This window comes from Natrialba hulunbeirensis JCM 10989, assembly GCF_000337575.1.
Classification (GTDB): Archaea; Halobacteriota; Halobacteria; order Halobacteriales; family Natrialbaceae; genus Natrialba; species Natrialba hulunbeirensis.
Genome location: NZ_AOIM01000035.1, coordinates 269,192 through 283,989 on the forward strand (window position 1 = coordinate 269,192; position 14,798 = coordinate 283,989).

General features: G+C 59.4%; 11 protein-coding genes, 2 tRNA genes and 2 pseudogenes. 7 read left to right on the plus strand and 8 right to left on the minus strand.

The genetic code is table 11. The features are described 5' to 3' along the window. Positions 1-293: 293 nt before the first annotated feature. From C483_RS20900 to C483_RS19555, 3 genes and pseudogenes are all read left to right on the plus strand, one after another. Positions 294-552 (plus strand): annotated as a pseudogene (locus tag C483_RS20900) (hypothetical protein); the annotation flags it as partial. A gap of 64 nt (positions 553-616) precedes the next feature. After that, the gene (locus C483_RS20010; protein WP_152419880.1) at positions 617-1,594 is read left to right on the plus strand and encodes a hypothetical protein; all 978 of its coding nucleotides are present in this window, start codon (positions 617-619) and stop codon (positions 1,592-1,594) included. Between the two features lie 408 nt (positions 1,595-2,002). Continuing rightward, positions 2,003-2,296 (plus strand): annotated as a pseudogene (locus C483_RS19555) (tRNA (N(6)-L-threonylcarbamoyladenosine(37)-C(2))-methylthiotransferase); the annotation flags it as partial. Between the two features lie 336 nt (positions 2,297-2,632). On the opposite strand, the gene C483_RS12590 reads toward C483_RS19555, so the two are convergent. After that, positions 2,633-2,738, minus strand: a tRNA-Ile gene (locus C483_RS12590). 195 nt (positions 2,739-2,933) lie between these two features. Here C483_RS12590 and C483_RS12595 point away from each other — a divergent pair. After that, positions 2,934-3,245: a DUF7091 family protein gene (locus tag C483_RS12595; protein ID WP_006653737.1), complete on the plus strand. Its 312-nt coding sequence runs from the start codon at positions 2,934-2,936 to the stop codon at positions 3,243-3,245. Between the two features lie 35 nt (positions 3,246-3,280). Here C483_RS12595 and C483_RS12600 read toward each other — a convergent pair whose 3' ends face one another. Then, entirely contained in the window at positions 3,281-4,357 is a 1,077-nt protein-coding gene (locus C483_RS12600; RefSeq protein ID WP_006653738.1) for a glutamate-cysteine ligase family protein, read from the minus strand. A gap of 201 nt (positions 4,358-4,558) precedes the next feature. Between C483_RS12600 and C483_RS12605 the strand changes: the two genes are divergently transcribed. Beyond that, positions 4,559-6,058, plus strand: a complete 1,500-nt coding sequence (locus C483_RS12605) for an amidase family protein (RefSeq protein ID WP_006653739.1) — start codon at positions 4,559-4,561, stop codon at positions 6,056-6,058. A 1,249-nt stretch (positions 6,059-7,307) separates the two neighbouring features. Here the strand turns inward: C483_RS12605 and C483_RS12610 are convergent. Both C483_RS12610 and C483_RS12615 read right to left on the minus strand, forming a co-directional pair. Further along, positions 7,308-7,379 (minus strand) — tRNA-Thr (locus C483_RS12610). 351 nt (positions 7,380-7,730) lie between these two features. Beyond that, a complete protein-coding gene (locus C483_RS12615) occupies positions 7,731-8,660 on the minus strand; it encodes a DUF7114 family protein (protein WP_006653740.1) in 930 nt (309 codons plus the stop codon). Between the two features lie 60 nt (positions 8,661-8,720). Between C483_RS12615 and C483_RS12620 the strand changes: the two genes are divergently transcribed. After that, positions 8,721-9,527, plus strand: a complete 807-nt coding sequence (locus tag C483_RS12620) for an enoyl-CoA hydratase/isomerase family protein (RefSeq protein ID WP_006653741.1) — start codon at positions 8,721-8,723, stop codon at positions 9,525-9,527. A gap of 254 nt (positions 9,528-9,781) precedes the next feature. On the opposite strand, the gene C483_RS12625 is transcribed toward C483_RS12620, so the two are convergent. The 3 genes from C483_RS12625 to C483_RS12635 all read right to left on the minus strand — a co-directional run bounded on the left by C483_RS12625 (position 9,782) and on the right by C483_RS12635 (position 12,885). Further along, entirely contained in the window at positions 9,782-10,576 is a 795-nt protein-coding gene (locus C483_RS12625; RefSeq protein ID WP_006653742.1) for an NAD+ synthase, read from the minus strand. 148 nt (positions 10,577-10,724) lie between these two features. Continuing rightward, complete coding sequence (locus C483_RS12630; RefSeq protein ID WP_006653743.1) at positions 10,725-12,449, minus strand: hypothetical protein; 1,725 nt, start codon at positions 12,447-12,449, stop codon at positions 10,725-10,727. A gap of 190 nt (positions 12,450-12,639) precedes the next feature. After that, positions 12,640-12,885, minus strand: coding sequence for an amphi-Trp domain-containing protein (locus C483_RS12635; RefSeq protein WP_006653744.1), 246 nt, complete (start codon positions 12,883-12,885; stop codon positions 12,640-12,642). Positions 12,886-13,106: 221 nt separating this feature from the next. Between C483_RS12635 and C483_RS12640 the strand changes: the two genes are divergently transcribed. Then, positions 13,107-14,042 (plus strand): NAD(+)/NADH kinase, encoded by a 936-nt coding sequence (locus tag C483_RS12640; RefSeq protein WP_006653745.1) that lies wholly within the window; start codon positions 13,107-13,109, stop codon positions 14,040-14,042. A 75-nt stretch (positions 14,043-14,117) separates the two neighbouring features. Here C483_RS12640 and C483_RS12645 read toward each other — a convergent pair whose 3' ends face one another. Continuing rightward, positions 14,118-14,771, minus strand: coding sequence for a DsbA family oxidoreductase (locus C483_RS12645; RefSeq protein WP_006653746.1), 654 nt, complete (start codon positions 14,769-14,771; stop codon positions 14,118-14,120). Positions 14,772-14,798: the final 27 nt, after the last annotated feature.

The window sequence follows — 14,798 nt, forward strand, 5'->3', positions numbered from 1 at the left end:
ACTTGACGAAGCATCTCGAAACCGTGTGTTTGCGTGTGCAATCGACGTTCACGACTGCCCTATTACGGGAACGAGAGAACCCCTCACGTTTGTACAATTAATCCTGTGCAGGGAACCGATCGCGCGTACAAACTCGATACTGTTTGTATTGTCAATCCGAGCTTTCGATTCACGTTCGGATCGGTGGCCCTAGAGGGGAGAGATACTGACGAGTTGGCGGATGCTTTTCGCCAACTGGTCTCAAAAGTCTGCGAGTACGCCGAAATCAATCGACTCTAAGATGACGTATTCGACGCGAATACGTCGCCCACGGCGGCGGCGAATACGCTAATAGAGGCGTTCACGTCAATACTTCGAAAGCCATGGATGGTTGGCGCGATTCTGACTCTCCCCCATAGAGTCGTCTCCAAAGACCGGTTTGCGTCGTATCTCAGAGCGGTCCAACTTCGCTGTTGTGTCTATCGAAAAAAGAAGCACTCAAAACCGCGTTTTGAGTCACCAACAACTATATTACAAATATTCCGCCTATATATTATAACAGAAATAGTATAATTACCAATCATTCTCTAATAACAACAGACTTATTAATGTCGTTCTATTAACTATAAATTGGACAATGAGGCGCAGATCAGTGTTACGACAGATTGGACCGTTCGCCATCGGAGGAGGCCTTCTTGGAACTGGAAGTGCTGCAGGCCAAGAGGCTAACCAAAATGAGACAGACGCTGCAAGTGTAGATGAGATTGAACTCAGTAGCTCATCCACAGCCGACACCGTACCCTCGATCACAGAGGAGTCTGAACTCTACCTAACTTCGTTAGATGAGAATGGGGGCTCTACAAGCTCTGTGGATGGATCTAACTCAAGTACAAAGATCGTCGATCAAGATCCTGCACAAAATGGTTACGTAGGGTTTTCAGTCGGCTCTTTTAGCGAAAGTAGAGTTTATCAAAAGAAATATGCTACCGCTGCAGCCTGGGTCGAGTGGGAAACGGACATCGACGAACCAACTTCATTTGAAGTCAAGCCAAAGTATAGTTATATATCACTTGCTGGGAGTGGTTCCGTTTCACCTTTTAACGAGAAGGAGGAAACTTCAGAATGGAAGTATAGTGAAACTAAGACAGAGAATAATGATCCGGATCCATCAAAGGATGAAGTGAATTCTGAGTATGCTAGAGTCGTAGTTCCTGTTCTTTCCGGATTAATAAGTGGGAGTGGTAGTGATGCTGGCTATTCCATATCGTTCGTGTTGCAAAAACTAAATGTCAGTAGCGATTCAGCAGCAATCGTGGAAGAGGTAGAGGTAACAGCGCAAAGTGCTGATTCTGAAGAGCACCAAGAGGAAGAAATACGAATTATCACGGAGACTCTTGATACTGACTCACAATACCGCCTAGTGTGCATCAGCCATGCTGAATCAAGGGCGATCGGACTTGCGGGCGGTGGTGGTTATGTCGCATCAGGTGGTGGAGATGGTCTACTTCCTGGATTGTGGATCCACCAAGTCAAAGTAAGTCCTCAGGGATATGATGGAAGTGATCCAATTTGCCACCCTGGAGAGCCTTGTCCCGATAAAGTAAAAAATAATTAAACTTTTAATTGTTCTACCCACATAAGTTTCATGGACGTATTTGAACCAGATTCGGCCCAATCATCATCAGATATCGCAAATTGGTTGTTTCTAAGATCCACTATTTTATTTATTCTCTGTCTTAATGGTGCTATTTTCGCTGAATCCATGGTTGGTACTGGTATACCCATCTGGGTGATTGGGCTTTGGTTCTGGCTTCAGTTGCTGTTCCGGTCGATTGATGCGTATCTGGTCGACAATGAGGTGAGCCCCACATAGACCTCGATTTGTGAGAGTATTAGTTAGTTACACTCGGGGTGAACGATATGGATCGTGATCGCTCAAACGAGCCCAGCCACATTGCTTCCGTCCGTCGGTCACTGCAACCGCGATCCGTCGGGGCTTTTACCCGCGCGCTTGTGACTCTGCATCACCGGCCAGGACACCGGCGTCTACGGCTGGGACGAGGGCGAACGAAAACTCCACCGACTCCTCGAGGAAATCTGTGCCATCGACGGCGACTTCCGCGTCCGCGTCGGCATGGCCAAGCCAAAGGGCGTCCACGGCATCCGCGAGGAACTGGCTGACGTGCTCGCCGCCAACAACGAACTCTACAACTTCCTGCACGCCCCGGTCCAGTCCGGCAGCGACGATGTCATCGGCGACATGCGCCGCCAGCATCAAGTGAGCGAGTACCTCGAAGTGATCGAGACGTTCGACGATGTACGTCTTTGGAACACCGGTCTGACCCGATTCGGCCTCGTTCAGTTCAAAGTGGGCAGTACCTCCTCTTCGTGAGTCACTACTGAACGCTGGTCTCGCTCTCCGTACTGGCCGCTTTCTCCTCTCACGATGTTTTTGTCTGTGTTACGTGCTGAGGACCGTACTCGAGTTGGTGTATGGTTGCACACTCGCTGCCTCGGTTACGGTGAGTAGTACTGTCGGCCCTGACGGATTCGATCCTTGTCCAGACGTGCTCGCTTCGCTGCGCGCGACTGGCCTGGGTTGAACCGTCAGCGATCAATTCCGCAACCCTCGCGAATTGCTCGGTTCGCTCCATGGGCCCTGACGGATTCGAACCATCGACCACTCGGTATCCCACACAACCGAACCGAGCCGATCGTGTTATGAGCCGAGCGCTCTAACCAGACTGAGCTAAGGGCCCCGTCTACGCGGAAGGAAACGGGGATTGTAGTTAACCCTTACTCTCCGGCTTCCATGACGGCATCGTCTGGCCACATATCGAGCCGATTGCGCGTGGCTTTCGTTCGGACTCGAGTACACCGTTCCACAGCCCACGTGTAGTCGTGCGCAGCGACGGGCCTATGTGGCAGGCGGCCGAACGAGAACCAGTACTAGTATGTCGGATGAGCGTCGGCTCGAGCGGTTCCTTCGGTCGAAATTGCAAGAGGCGGGCGAGCAGTACGAACAGTTTCGGGAGTCGACGGATCGACAGCTCGAGGAGGCACAGCAGGCGTACGAAGTGGCGAAAAACGCACGACAGCTCCCCTCGGACGATGAGGGGCGTGTGAAACTGGTCTGCCGGCGGTATGCAGAGCGGCGAGCGGCGATGCTCGACGAGGAGTATCGACCGGCGTGTTACGAGGCGGGACACCCGGACTGTGAGGGCTGTGCGGAGGACGTTCGCGAGGGGCGCATCGAGACGTGGTGAGCGGGCTGTGTTGCTGTATCGTTATCACGCTCCGATCACACGTTCGCCCGTAGCTGTTCGACGTCGCGCTCGAGTCGGGTTGCGTACTCGAGTCGGAGGTCACGTGCCTTTGTGAGCGAGATGGAACTGTCCGTATCGAACTCCGCTGTCAACGGCTCGTAGCGATTCGGCTGGAATCCCAGTCGGTCGAGGTAGTCGACGACTGCCGGTGAGTCGAGGCCATCGATCATCGCGGCGTCGACGTACTCCTGTAGTGAGTCGAACGTGGGGAGTACGATCTCGTCTGCGTCACGCTTTGCGGTTTCGCCGCCAATGGTGACGTTTGCGTGGTGGAGGTCCTCCATGATCGAGTCGACGTCCGCAACGAGCCGAAGGAGCTGACTCGGGAGCGTTGCGTCTGGTGAGCGCCACTCGACGGTCGGCATCTCATCACGGAGTCGGACTGGCGACCAGACGGCGTTGTCGGCCGTGAAGTGGTCCGTAATCTGTGCTTCGTCGATTCCCGTCGCCGCCGCTCGTTCGATGAACTCCTCCAGGCAGTCTTCGAGTCGGCGGTGCCACTCGGCGACGGTGTCGACGTAGGTCCAGAGCTGGCCGTGATTCGGGAGCTCCGCATAACAGCGCTTGCGGTAGATGTACGCGCGAGCGCTGCTTGCGACGTACTCTCCCTGAAAGTACGGCGACGAGTTACAGAGTGCGAGCGCCGGGTCGAGCGCGATGAGCGTGTTGAGCTGATCGGTGACGTTTCGCTTCTCGAAGTGGAGATGCGTTCCAGCGCAGTGTTTTGCGTAGTCGAAGTTCGTTCCAAGTAGTTTGCGCTGGATCTGACCGCGTTCGTCGGCTCGGAGTTCGATCGAGTCACTGTTGAGCGGTGTCCCGAGCGGGACGAGCGACTTGTCGAGTTCGGCTGCCCGGTCGAGTACCTCGCACAACTGTTCGATGAACGTCCGTCGAAGTTCGGCAATCGTTTCACACGGTGGGGTCTTCAACTCGAAGAGGCAGTCGACGAACTCCGTCTCAGTGAACTCGGAGATATCGACCAGTTCACCGGGCGCTGTGAGCGCTCCGTCGCTATCGACGACCCAGTACTCGACCTCGATACTCTTTTGCATTAGCTGTCGCAGAGCGGTGGGGGTAACAGAGAGTCAGCGGGCTGGTACTCGAGTTGCGCTGTCGTTCGATTGACGTGCATACAGAGACTGGTGTGGGGCGGTCTGGTCAACGGATGACTGTGTAGGGCAGGACGCTGCGAATCCCCGTTGCTTGCGAGTGCCACCTGCACGCACAGGAACCGGACGGCCAACTAGTCGGGTATGCCGCTTCGACCGCCGACGAAAGCCATCTTCGACGACCTCGGCGACGAACTGTTTCTCGATCTGACTGACGAGGAACTCGAGTCCTTCGTCGAGCTAGCCAGGGAGAAACGCGACGCCTACGAGACGGTGATGCACTACGAGCCAACGCCGCGACTCGGCGGTACAGAGCGACGCGAGCGCAGTGGCGGCACGCGGGTCCCACCGGCGGAGAACCCGCACAACGCCTGGGTGAGCGCCTGTTACGTCGGTGGCGATGACGGCGGTGATCTGGACGGCTGGGAGATCGGTATCAAGGATAACGTCTGCGTCGCCGGCGTCGAGATGACCTGTGGGTCACAGGTCGTCGCAGGCTACGTGCCCAACCGCGACGCGACGATCGTTACACGACTCCTCGAGGCCGGTGCGGACATCGTTGGGAAGACGAACATGGACGATATGGCGATGACATCGACGGGCCACAGCGCGTTCGGTCCGATTACGAACCCGCATGACGAAGACTACCTGGCGGGTGGGTCGAGCGGCGGGAGCGCGGTCGCTGTCGTTCGCGACGAGGTCGACGCCGCAATTGGCTCCGATCAGGGTGGGAGCGTCCGCGTCCCCGCGGCATTCTGTGGTATCGTTGGCCACAAGCCAACGTACGGACTCGTTCCCTACACGGGCTGTATCGGCATTGAGCACGCGATCGACCACCCCGGGCCGATGGCCGCTGACGTGGAGACTGTCGCCCGACTGCTCACCGTTATTGCCGGCAGCAACGAACGCGACCTCCGCTCGCACGCACCCGTGCCGACCGAACGATACGAGGACGCCCTCGACGGAGACATCTCCAATCTCACGATCGGTGTCCTCGAGGAAGGCTTCGAGAGAGACGGCGCGAACGAAGCGGTACTCGAGACGGTCCGCGATTCGATCGACGATCTCGAAGCGGCGGGGGCGACGATCGAAGACGTTTCCGTGCCGATGCATTTGGACGCGAAGGACATCCACGACGTCTGTACGTCGGAGGGCCTGCTCGATGCGATGCTCGGTGAGGGGCTGGGCCACGGCTGGAAGGCGTGGTACAGTCGGTCCTGGATCGAGACCTTCGGCAAGGCGCGTCGTGCACAGAGCAACGACCTCCCTGCACGGCTCAAACTCCTGTTGCTCATGGGCGCGTACACGAACAGCGAGTACCACTCGCGCTACTACGCCCAGGGAATGAATCTCGTCGTCGAACTCACCGAACGATACGATTCGGTACTCGAAACCGTCGACCTGCTCGCGATGCCAACAGCGGTCACGAAACCGCCCGAACACGACCCCGACCACGATCAGTACGACCGCCTGCACGACTCCTCCCTGGTCCACAACGCAACGCCATTCAACCGCACCGGCCATCCGGGTGTCAGCGTTCCCGCCGGATCCGTCGACGGTCTTCCCACCGGCCTCATGCTCGTCGGCCAGCGGTTCGACGACGCGACAGTGTTGAACGCAGCGAGTGTACTCGAGTCCGGATGAGAATCGGGTGCTGGTGGGAGATTGTCTCCAGGGTACTCGAGCAGCAACTGCAACTACTGCACACTTCGTGACTGATCCGCCCCTCTGCCGTAACGATCCAGGGGTTTGGTGGATGTCTTTCGATTAGTAGGCTAATCTCCAAACGATATTATTGAAATATTCGACATACTTACATAGAATCGTTCGAATGGATATGTGCAGAGGAACACATCCACCAACTGTCGTTGCCACCGAACGACAAGTCTGTCCAGGGGACTCCTCTGCAATGCCACCGCTACAGTCAGAGCACGGTCAGGGCGAGTACTCACCCACTGTACCCGCCTGCAGTCCGCAACCGGTCCTCCACCACCGGTTTCAGAGGCACACCGTTTTTGCTGGCTACGCCACACTGCTGCTGACTGAGGATGAACTTCGATTTTTGGTGACTTAATCGCTGTTGCGAGGAGTCTATCTGATTCTGTGTCGTCGTGACAAGTATTCTCTCTCCGTTGCAGTGATTGCACTGGTGGAGCCCGAACACGGTCGCCAGCAGGACAATGAGGTCCTCCTAGCGACTCGGTCCGTGTGCCCAGTCCCAGAGACGAGCACAGGCCCGCTCATCCGAATGTGGATGGCGTGTCTCCGTCTGAAGACGTCGGAACGGCGAGGAAACTAATTCGTCGGGTGTTCGTTGTGGCAACGACAATCCGTGATGGCTTCCTCGCCAGTGTATCGGTTCGCACACACGCGCATCAACTTGTTGGCCGATTGAGTACTATCGCCCGGCTACGAGCATTAGTGTCTTCCAAGACGATAACTACTGAGACGGGGATGTGGTCCAACAAAAAGTCATGAAGTGGAACACCTTCCTAAAACATCCTATCTACTTATGTTATTGTACATCGACATCCTCTCACGGGAGACAACAATCCATTGGCGACCGCCCCTCAGTGATGCGGTCACCGCTCCCAGTAGATTGTCTCCCGTGCACCCATCACGACGGTGGTGACATGCTCACCCCACACTCCCCACCAAGCCAAAACCGGCTGCACCCACACTGGTTTTTGCTGTCGTTCTTCGGGGATCGGTGTGAGTGTCTGTAATACGCAGTGTTGCCATCACTGCTCCCACCCCTGCCACATATCATCCAACGCTACTGACTCTGTTTCGTTGATGGTCCTGCTAGAAACTTGATTTTTAACAGCCGTCAGCAGCGTGCTGACTGGTGAAATGGGATTCTTCAATACTAAAACGCTACCGAGAAATTCGAAGCCTAGGCCGGGATTTGAACCCGGGCTCTCGTCCTTACCAAGGACGCGCTTTACCGCTAAGCTACCCAGGCGCGCATTTAGATTGAGTAGTGCCATGGGTTATATCCCTTTCCATCTACGGCAGCCGTGTCAGGCGATTTCACGTCACTAGTCGATGCGCTTTCGCTGCCCTGACTGCACGATGCACGGAGAATACAGAGAGTCCTGCCGATCCAGATCCGACCAAGTCCTGGTGGCACTCTGTTCAGCGACAGCTCAGCAGCGATAGCTCAGACTGGATAACAACTGGACGGGTCCCGGCCGAATCGAACCGGAAAATCTGCGGGAGAGTTTTGTTCCGTTCTACCCCGTTCAATCGGAGCTCGGTCAGCGTGAGTCGGTCAGTTGTGGACTTATCTGATTCTGTTCCACGCAATCCCGTCTCAGGGGTCCGTCGCTGGTGTGATGTGGTCGGTAGGGCACTCCTCGGGTGAGTGGTCGGTTGCCGTCGGGTCGAGTGTGAACTGACACGTTTCGACGGGTGGGAACGCTGGTGGCGCGGTCGTCGTGAGTCTGGCGGCGAGCGTGTCAACGTGTTCGAGCACCTGTGGTGACGAGGTTTCGTCGACCGCAGCGGCACCGGTTCGAACGGCGAGTTCGATGATGTCACGCTCGAGATTGGTGTCGAGTGTGGTCGGTGATGGCGGGTGTGCGTTGGTGTTCGTCTCGATATCAGTACCGGTCCCGCCATCCGTGTCGATGTCGCCAGTGTCCGCCTCGAGTTCACAGGCGACGTTCGCTTCGCTGACCGGCGTTCCGCCGTCTGATGCGGCGGCTGGCGACCGTGTGGCGAGTTCGGTACGTCTGGTCTGGTCGTGTCCGAACGCCTGGACGGTTTGGACGGCCTTTTCGGCGGCGTCAGTATGTGCGAGGAGATAGAAGCCGCGAGCGACGAGAATATCTGCGGCGAGAATCGCGAGATCAGCAGTTGCTGGGTCCATGCCGTCCGACACCTCGTCTGCCGTTGTCGGTCGCTCCCAGGGTTCCTCGTGAGCGAGCGTTCGCGTGAGTCGCAGTCCCTCGTAGATCAGTTGGACACCGGCAGCGTGTGTGTGCAGGGCCTCAGAGTCGACACCGGCGGGTGTCTCGGTAGCCGAAGCAGTGTCCGTCGTGTCTGCGGTATCGGTGGTCTCAGTGGTGCGCTCATCGGCGTCACCAGCCGGCGCGTGAATCGTCGCACTCTCGATCGTCAGTGCTCCCGGTACCATCGACGCCTCGTCGAGAACGGCGTCGACGAGCCCGGACAATCGCGGCGGTTCGACGTCCGCGACAGCATCGGAGGCGGCACGCCGACAGGAGTCGGCTTTGTCCATTAGCGGGACGTTACGAGGGCGGAGGCAAAGACCTTTGGAAACGCCGGATCGACTCTCGGCATGATCGACAGTTTCGATGGGTTGGACCCCGCTAATAGTGAGGACACCGATAGCTCTCGCACGGGCGGCGACCCCACTCCCTCTCACGAATCCACTGCCCCCGATCACTCTCGCATCCAAACGATCGCCCTCGATCGCCCCGAGGCACGAAACGCGCTCACCGTCGACGGACTCGAGTCCCTCGCCGCGACGATCGAGTCACAGTCAACAGGCACAGACTCCCCCGCAGTCATCTACCTTCACGGCCGTGGCCCCGCCTTTTGCGCCGGCGCGGATCTCACCGCTGTCGCCGATCTCGACGGCGACCGCGACGCAGCCCGGGAGTTCGCCCGCCTCGGCCAGCGTGTCGCCCGCGCGATCGAAACCTGTCCGTCGATCGTCGTCGCTGGCATCGACGGCCCCGCGATGGGCGGTGGCCTCGAACTCGCCCTGGCTTGTGACGTTCGCGTCGGCACGCCCGCGTCGACCTACGGCGAGCCCGGTGTCACCTTCGGCCTCTTTGGCGCCTGGGGCGGCACGGCCCGGCTCCCGAAGCTGGTCGGTCAGGGCAACGCACTCGAGTTCGCTCTCTCTGGACGAACTGTCGACGCGGAGGAGGCGCGTCGGATGGGGCTCATTTCGCGCATCGAGGACGAGCCCCGCGAGGTGGTGGCGTCGATTGCCGAGCATCCGGGTGAGACGCTCGCTGTGTTGAAGCGTCGTCTTCGGGACGACAGCACGCAAGCAGAACAGGAACGCCGGGAGGCGGATGCGTTCGGGGATCTGGTGGCTGCGCACGCGGATGAGATTGAGTCGGTTCTGGAGTGATTGTGGGAGCGGTGTGGTGGTAGCGGTGTGGCGGCGGTGGTAGCAGTGTGACGGCGGTCGTGGTGTGACAGTGTGGCAGTGCCGGCGGTGATATGGTGGCAGTGTGGCGGTGTGGTAGCGGTGGTAGCAGTGTGAGGTGTGGTGACAGCGGGAGCGGTGTGGTGGCGGTACCGATACCGGCGCTACTGCCAGCACTGGCCGAGCCAACCGAGCCGTATCGCGAAAACCGCCTGTTGATGTTGAAGCGGACGAGCCTATGACAGCGGTTCTGGTGACGGCGGAACCTGACGTTTGTGCTCGCTGCGCTCGTACATCCTGCGAACGCGTTCGACGGTGTCTGGTTCGACATCGAGTTCACGACTGGTTGCGGCGACCGAGAGCGGGCCGTCGACGTGTGAAACGAGGATGGAATCGAGCGTTTCGTAGCTGAGTCCCATCTCGTCTTCGTCGGTCTGGTTGGCCCACAGCTCTGCGGTCGCCGGCTTGGCCGCGAGATCCTCGGGAACGCCGACGTGGCGCGCGAGTTGGCGAACCTGTGCCTTGTAGAGGTTTCCGATCGGATGGCAGTCGACTGCGCCGTCACCGTACTTCGTGAAGTAGCCGACGGCGGCCTCGCTGCGGTTGCCCGTCCCCAGTACGAGGCGGTTCTCGTGGTTCGCGACGAGGTAGTTGAGAACCGCCCGAACGCGGGCGCGAGCGTTACCCACGGCTTCGCGGTCGCCTTCGGCTTCGGGATAGGCTGAGAGCAGCGAGTCGACGATCGGCTCGATTTCGATGACGTCGTAGGAGAGGCCCAACTCTCGTGCAACCCGTTCTGCGTCGCTCATGTTCTCGTCGCCGCTGACGACAGCAGGGAGGACAAGACCGTGCAGGTTCTCGGCACCGAGTGCATCCGTGGCGAGATAGGCAGTGAGTGTGCTGTCGATACCACCCGAGAGACCGAGAACGGCACCGTCAACGCCCGCCGCATCGAGTTGGTCCCGAATGAACGTCGTGATGTGGTCGTACTGCTGGTCGAGTTCGGTCTCCGAGAACCGCGGATCGATCATAGGTCGCTATACGCGACCAGGTGTCAAATATGCTGTCCACACGGGCAATTGTTGGACGAGTGGTCACTCATGATCCGTTCTTATAGCCGAACCCCTGCAGAGGTGGGAGTACAGCAGTGAGTTCATCGACTCGCGAAGCGAATCGCAATCACAGGTACCCGAACAGCGTCCCGACGAGCACCAGTATCCACGTGCCGGCACCGACGAGGAGCATATCGTTGAACCGACTCTCGCGTGTCGCTCGCCGTGTAGCGCCGCCGGCGATTAGTCCGAGTGCCACGACGACGAGCATCCGCTGGACGATCACGTCGAGCGGCAGCACGTCGACGCCGAGCAGGCTGTAATCGAGCCAGATTGCGACCGCAAGCGACGTCGACGCCGCGAGCGCCGCATCGAGTCGGCGCTCGAGTCCGCTCGCGATCACGTACGTCGAAATCGGCAATCCGAGCGCGATGAGCGGGTAGAGCGACGCTGCGATCATGTGCACGGTCATGAACGAGAGCGTCCGATCGAAGGCGATGCCGAGGATCCTGACGCCGAGGATGATCGTGAGGATCGTCCCCGCGAGGACCAGGTGTCGTGCCTCGATGCGAGCTGCGGCTGCAGCAAGTCGCTCCCGATCGCTCTCAGTGAGGCGGTCGTCGAGTTCGGCGTTGATCTGCGCTTCGATCCCCTGTGCTGGTCGCTCTCCGTCGTCGTAAGCGCGTTCCCGTGGATCGATCGAGGAGAGCCGTCGCCAGCCACGACTGCCACGCCCATCTCGACCGTCCGACCTGCCACCGCGGAGTCGCAGACCGGTTCGGCGATGCAGGAGCATCCCGAGCATCAGCGGCACGACGAGCGCGGGTGAGAACGTCAGATCGACCTTCGTCGCCCACCCGTCGGCATCTGACGGCCCGCTGTTATCGAGGTAGATTCGCTGGAGGTCCTCCTGCTGGTCGACGCCCGGAATCGCCATCAGATCCTGTTCGAGACGCGACTGTGCACCCTCGACACCGTCAACGCGGTGTCGCAGTGTGAACCAGTCGAAGTGTTCGGAGTGTGTCTGCATGACGACCCACTGGTCGTCCGGGTTCGGACTCTCGTAGAGTCGGATGTGATACCGGTAGCCGTAGTACTCACCGTCCTCGAGTTGCAGCGTTTCGGTCGTCCAGTAGCCCTGCTCATCAGGACCCGGGTCGAGGTAGGCAAAACGGGTCGCACCGTCGGCCTGCGACCACGGGATATTCGTCGGCGAGACGGGGCGAAGCGCGTGCTCGTGGCCGGCTCCGGACTCGTTTTCGGGCTCGGTCTCGGTCGGTTCCGTTCCCTCAGTGCGCTCGACACCGGTCGAACTGTCGCCGCCCTCGCTCGTCTCGCCTGCGTCGTTCCCAGTTTCCGTCTCGGTCTGTGCAGTCGTACTCGAGTTCGGGGCGGTCTGTGCGTCAGCGTGTGTGTCTGTGTGGGATTCTTGTTCTGTGTTTGTGTTTGTGTCTGCGTCTGTGTCCGTATCTGCGTCCGCCTCTGTGCCGGTCTGGTCGTCTGTTGTACTCTCGTTCTGAGCGAAGCCGACGAGGTCGTCCGTATCGAAGTGGTCGTGATCGGTTTCCTCCCAATCACCGCCGCCGTAGGCGGCCAACAACTGGACGATCGTTTCGGTTTCGCCGCGCACGACGACGTTGAGCGGACTGCGCTGTTCGTGTGCCTCTCGGGCGTTGAGGTACGGCCAGAAGCCACTCTCGCTGTCGTCGAACGAGATGATTTCGGGGGTTGGTTCGTCTTCCGTTTCGGGGGCCACGTCGCTTGTCGATGGTGAGAACAACAGCGAGGGGCCACCGATGAGCAAGACGGTGGCCACCAGTAGGATGGCACCAATGACGATCGAACGACGCATCTCACCACACTATCGACTGTATTCATATTAATCTACCTCTCAGACAGTGTTCTCCCAACGGGGCCGACATGACTGGTGGTGAGGGCGACGGGACGACAGAAACGGCAGAATCGACGGAAACGGACCGAAACGGCGGAATTGACAGAAACGGACCGAAACGCAGTCATGACGAGACCGCTGGAACCGACAGCTACTGTTCCGGCTTCCAGTTCAACTCGATCCGTACCGTTTCCCGGTTTCCCCGGAACATCGTTGACCGCTCGATCACATCGATCGATGTCTCGACCGTTTCAGGTGGGGACAGTGCCACTGTCTTGTTTCCAACGTCGATATTGACCTGTTCGCCGCCGGCTCTGAACTCTGCAGCAAGGTGCTCGAAATAGGCCGCAAGCTCGTCTCGTGACTGTGCCTGATCAACCGTCGTGCGCTGTGCCATAGTCGCTGGTACCCTCGGATTCGGAAAAGTATGGACTGCAAACGGAGACCTAGTCACGGTTTACTTCGGGTCGGAACGCCCACGGCATCACAGGAGCACTGTCTCTTCGAGTGTTTCGTCCACGATGACACGCAGCGAGCGGAAGCCCACCCTTCAGGGGTGGAAGGATGTCAATCCGAACCGGGCATGACTTTTTGCCACCGGCGACGGTACTCGAACCGATGGCAGACGTCTCGAGTGCCACTGTCGATGTCGGTATCGTCGCCCAGCGAGCAAACGACCGAGCCTACGATCTCGTGACTGCGCTCAGGACTGCACTCGAGAACCGGGCCGCCGTCGAGACTACCGTCGCGGTCGACGAACTGACTGCCGAACACGTTTCGGTGCCGGGTGTTCCTGTCGCGATGATGGCCGAGTTCGACCTCGTCGTGAGTATCGGTGGGGATGGAACGCTCCTGTTCGTCGCCCGTGAGGTTGGCGAGACGCCGATTCTCGGCGTCAACCTTGGAGAGGTTGGGTTTCTCAATGCCGTTGCACCGTCGGATGCGCTGGATATCGTCCCCGATGTCGTCTCCCAGCTACATGCAGCGGACGATCTGGGGACACAGCGGCGAACGCTGCGGCGATTGACGGCGACACCAGCCGGTGCTGGTGGCGAGAATGGTGCCACTGCACCCACGGGCGCAACCGAATTAACCGACACCGGACCCCAACCCAACTGGACGCTCGAACCCGCACTCAACGAAATCGTCGTTCATGGTCCGCGGCGGGGCCACGGCGGCGGCGCAACGATTCGTGTCGCCGTCGACGGCCGACAGTACGCTTCCGGACACGCTGACGGCATCCTCGTTTCGACACCGACCGGCTCCACCGCGTACAATCTGAGCGAGGGCGGCCCGCTCGTCCACCCCAACGCCGACACACTCATCGTCACACAGATGGCCGCTGCGGACGGCCGACCACCGCTCGTCGTCGACGCCGATGCGACGGTCACGATCACCGTCGAGGACGCAGCGACGGCGTTCGTGATCAGCGACGGCCGCGACCGCCAGAAACTCGAGCCACCCGCAAGCGTCACCGTCACCACCGCATCCGAGCCGACGACGCTCGTCGGTCCCCAGTCCGATTTCTTCGCTGCACTCGATAAACTCGAGTGACCGCGACGTCAGTCGAACCGGTCGCGGTCTTTCTGCGGGCTCACAGCGGTATCTGTCCGCTCACTCCCAGTCCCGTCACCGCTTATTCGCGTCGCCACCCGACTCGACCAACTGAGCGAGTTGCGTCGGTGCGACGGCACCGCGTGCGGCCGTCCCGTCGACGACGAACGTCGGCACACCGGTGATCCGGCGTTGCTGGGCTGTCTGAAACAGGTCTTCGAGTTCGCTTCGAAGTGATGAGTCGTCGAGTGCCGATCGAACCTCGTCGACCGGGAGCCCAACGTCGGCTGCGAGGTCGGTCAGCACGTCTGCCTCGCCGATGTCACGACAGTCCTGCCAGAGCGCCGCGTAGATGGCCTCGTCGAAGGCCGCCCACTGCTCGGGGTACGCCTGCGAGACGTACCACGAGGCCTGTTGGGCTGGCAGCGAGTCGACCTCGATGGCGAGTTCCTGTGTCATCTCGACGTCGTACCGTTCCTGGAGTCGGCGGACGTTCTCACGAGCCTGGTCGAAGTACTCGTCGTCCTTGCCGTCCTCGGCGTCGTGATCAATCGTGCCATCGGGGTTGCGCTTCCCACGGCGCAGATCGAACGGTCGCCAGTCGACCTCGAGTGGCTCCTCGCGCGTCTCGCGGTACTGCTCGAGTGTGCGCGTGCCGAGGTAACAGAAGGGGCAAACGTAGTCGGCGTACAGGACGAGGGTGTCCGCGGAATCGCTATCGGTACTCATTGCCTGCTATTGGGTGGCTGGCGGGAA